The following is a 3,163-nucleotide window of genomic DNA, read 5'->3' as shown; positions in this document are numbered from 1 at the left end:
TTCGTAATAGTCGCTTTCCGAGTCAGGGACTTCAGGATCAGCACGATGGGAAACGTGTGTCCACCCCTGATCGTCGGTGAGAATAAAGATGATATTCGGACTGTTTTTTTTCTGTGGCCTCTTCCTTAGGGAATGCCACCGCAGATCGCGATTGGGTTCGCGCACGCATCGCGAGCGCCACCTATGAACGTCCCCCTGAGATCCTGGCCCTGCGCACCAACACGGTAGCTGTCACGCAGGCGGAGACCATCGAGTTCGAGACGGTCGGCGCCAGCGATGGGGTCGTCGCGCAATCCCTGACCCTCAGGCGTACGCCGGTGCTCGCAGGCACGCTGGCCCTGGAGTTGGATGAGGGTGGCGGCTTCGAGCCCTGGGAGGAACGCCCCGATCTGATCGGCTCCGGCCCGGACGACCCGCACTACGTCCTCAACCGTAGCACCGGCACGATCCAGTTCGGGGACGGCGTACACGGTCGCATCCCCGTCGCCAATCCCCGCAACACGAGCAACGTGCGCGCGCGGACCTACCGCGTGGGCGGTGGCGGCAAGGGCAACCTCGGACCGAACACGCTCACCAACTTGCGCCGAGGCGTGACGGGGATAGACGGCGATGCCGTCACCAACCCCTTCCCCACCGGCGCCGGACAGGACGAGGAAACCCTCGATGAGGCGCGCGACCGCGCCGCCCTGGCCCTGCGCAGTCGCGACCGCGCCGTCACGGCGGAGGACTTCGAGTACCTCGCGACCACGGCGGGCAACGTCGCCCGGGCCAAGACCCTGCCGCTCAGCCATCCCGAGTTCCCGGGCATCGACGTGCCAGGCGTGGTCACGGTGATCGTCGTGCCCGACGTGGACACGGCGCAGAACCCAAAACCCACCCCGAGCGAGGCCACCTTGGCCAACGTCTGCGCTTGCCTGAACGCAAGGCGCCTGGTCACCACCGAGCTCTACGTGCGCGCGCCAACCTATCAAGAGGTGGCGATCGACGCGACGCTGGTGGTGTCCGATGAGGCGGATCTGGCCGAGGTGAAGAACACCGCCCTCGCCACGCTGTCGGCGTACTTCGATCCCCTGTCCGGCGGCGAGGACGGCACGCTGGACTCAGCGGGCAGCGGCTGGCCCTTCGGTGGCGACATCTTCTACTCGCTGGTCTTCCGGCGCTTGCTGCTCGCGGGCGTCAAGCGCATCGAGTCGCTCGCGATTCGCCTGGACGGCACCGAGTACCCGCCTTGCTCCGATGTCGCGCTCAGCCCCGGCGCACTCCTGTGCAACGGCCCCCATGCCATCGAGGTGCGCTATGAGCTTGGCTAGCCACGCGCCCTACCTGGCACCGCCGCCGCGGCCGCCGCACGATCCCCTGCGCCTGCCCCTGAGCGCGCGCCAGGGCTGGCGCCTCGTGACCCTGGCAGACGCGGAGGTGCATCCCGCGAGCGGCGCCCTGGCGCTTGCCCCGGTGGCACCGCCCGGCCCCAGCCTGACGGATAGCCGAGGCGCCTTCGGCGGGGTGGTACTGCCTCGCCTCGCGGCGACGGACGGGGACCGGGGCTACTGGATACTGCACCCACACGATCACTCCCTGCACCGCTTCGACCCGTGCACGTGTGCCTTCGAACAGGTCCCCTGCGTGGGCGGCAACGGCGAGGGCCCGCGCGAGTTCAGCGCGCCCGGAGGCCTGGTGATCGGCCACGGCAACCTCTACGTGGCGGACACGGCCAACGCGCGCGTCCAGGTCTTCGCGCTCCACGGCATGGTGCTGCGGGCCCTGTGGAGCCTCCCGCTCGGCACGGGCCTGGCTGCGCCATTCACCCCGACGGACGTCGCAATCGACGGCAGGGGGCAGGTACTGGTCGGCGATGCCGCTAACGGCGGTGTACACGTCTTCAACCGCGCGGGGTGCTGGCTACGCTTCTTCGGCGGACTCGGCGCCGTGCAGGCGCTCGCCGTGGATGGCGAAGACCGCGTGTACGTACTCGCCTCAGGTCTCGACCACATCGTGGTCATGGATGGCCTGACGGGTGAGCGCCTGGAGACGGTGACCCGCGCCGACGCCCTGGTAGGCCGCTTCCCAGCGCTGCCAATCGCCATCGACGCCGATCTGAACCTGCAACTCGGCACCCTCTGTCAACCCCCCACCACCCAGTGGTTCGACCTCCTGGGCACGGCGCTCGACAGGCCCGAGGGCATAGGTGCGGGCCAATACCCGGTGTCGGGACAGGTGCTGATCGGGCCCCTGGATAGCCGTCTCTACGAGTGCGTGTGGGATCGCATCTCCATCGTGAGCAGCACACCGCAAGGCACGCGACTCACGGTGGAGTCGCACAGCTCCGCCACGCCCCTGAGCGATGCCGAGATACTCAACCTAAGGCCCGAAGAAGCCCCTTGGACGCCTTGCCTGAGCGTGGACAGCGCCGGCCCGGAGAATACCCACGACGGCCTGCTGCGCTCCCCCGCAGGTCGCTACCTATGGCTGCGCCTCACCCTGCACGGCGATGCCCTGCAGACCCCACACGTGCACGCAGTGACCCTCGACTACCCGCGCATCAGCCTGACCGAGCAATTGCCCGCGGTGTTCTCCCAAGACCCCGCGAGCGCCGACTTCACCCGTCGCTTCCTGGCAATCATGGACCGCACCCAGCGCGACATCGAAGGCACGCTGGATCACCAGGCGCGGCTGTTCGATCCCCTGGCGACGCCCACCGGGCGAGGCGACCACGACTTCCTGACCTGGCTCGCCTCCTGGGTGGGCGTGACGCTGGAACGCAGTCTGCCCGAAGCGCGGCGACGCATGCTGCTCAAGGAAGCGCCGCGCTTGTTCAGCCGACGCGGCACGCTGGACGGCCTGCGCGGGATGCTAACGCTTTTCCTGGGCTGGCCAAGCCGCTGGCCCGCCGCGCCCGCCTCCGTGGGCTGTGCCCCGTGCACGACGGCGCCGGCACCCGACTATCCCGTACCGCCTCTGGTCCTGGAGCACTTCCGCCTGCGCAGATGGCTGTTCCTCGGCGCCGGGCGCCTCGGCGATCAGGCGCGCCTGTGGGGTCAACGCATCGTCAATCGCAGCCAACTGGGAGGACCCACGGTGCAAGGCAACGCCCGCACTCTGCGCCTTGCCAGCTCTAGCAGAGAGAGGTGGGAAAATGCGATCATCGAGCACTTCGTCCCCCTGG

At 68.6% G+C, this 3,163-nt stretch carries 2 protein-coding genes; both read left to right on the top strand.

Annotated features, from left to right (window positions below):
* Positions 1-113 precede the first annotated feature (113 nt).
* Positions 114-1,310 carry a putative baseplate assembly protein gene (locus AAF184_25520; protein MEO0425715.1) on the top strand — a complete coding sequence of 399 codons (1,197 nt, stop codon included), beginning with the start codon at positions 114-116 and terminating at the stop codon, positions 1,308-1,310.
* Positions 1,297-3,163: phage tail protein (locus tag AAF184_25515; GenBank protein ID MEO0425714.1), on the top strand; the 1,867-nt coding region annotated here is incomplete at its 3' end. The genes AAF184_25520 and AAF184_25515, both read left to right, overlap by 14 nt.

It is taken from the genome of Pseudomonadota bacterium (assembly GCA_039815145.1).
In the GTDB taxonomy this organism is placed as follows: domain Bacteria; phylum Pseudomonadota; class Gammaproteobacteria; order Steroidobacterales; family JBCBZW01; genus JBCBZW01.
The sequence above is the reverse complement of the archived record's forward strand: the minus strand, read 5'-3'. Positions and strand labels throughout refer to the sequence as shown.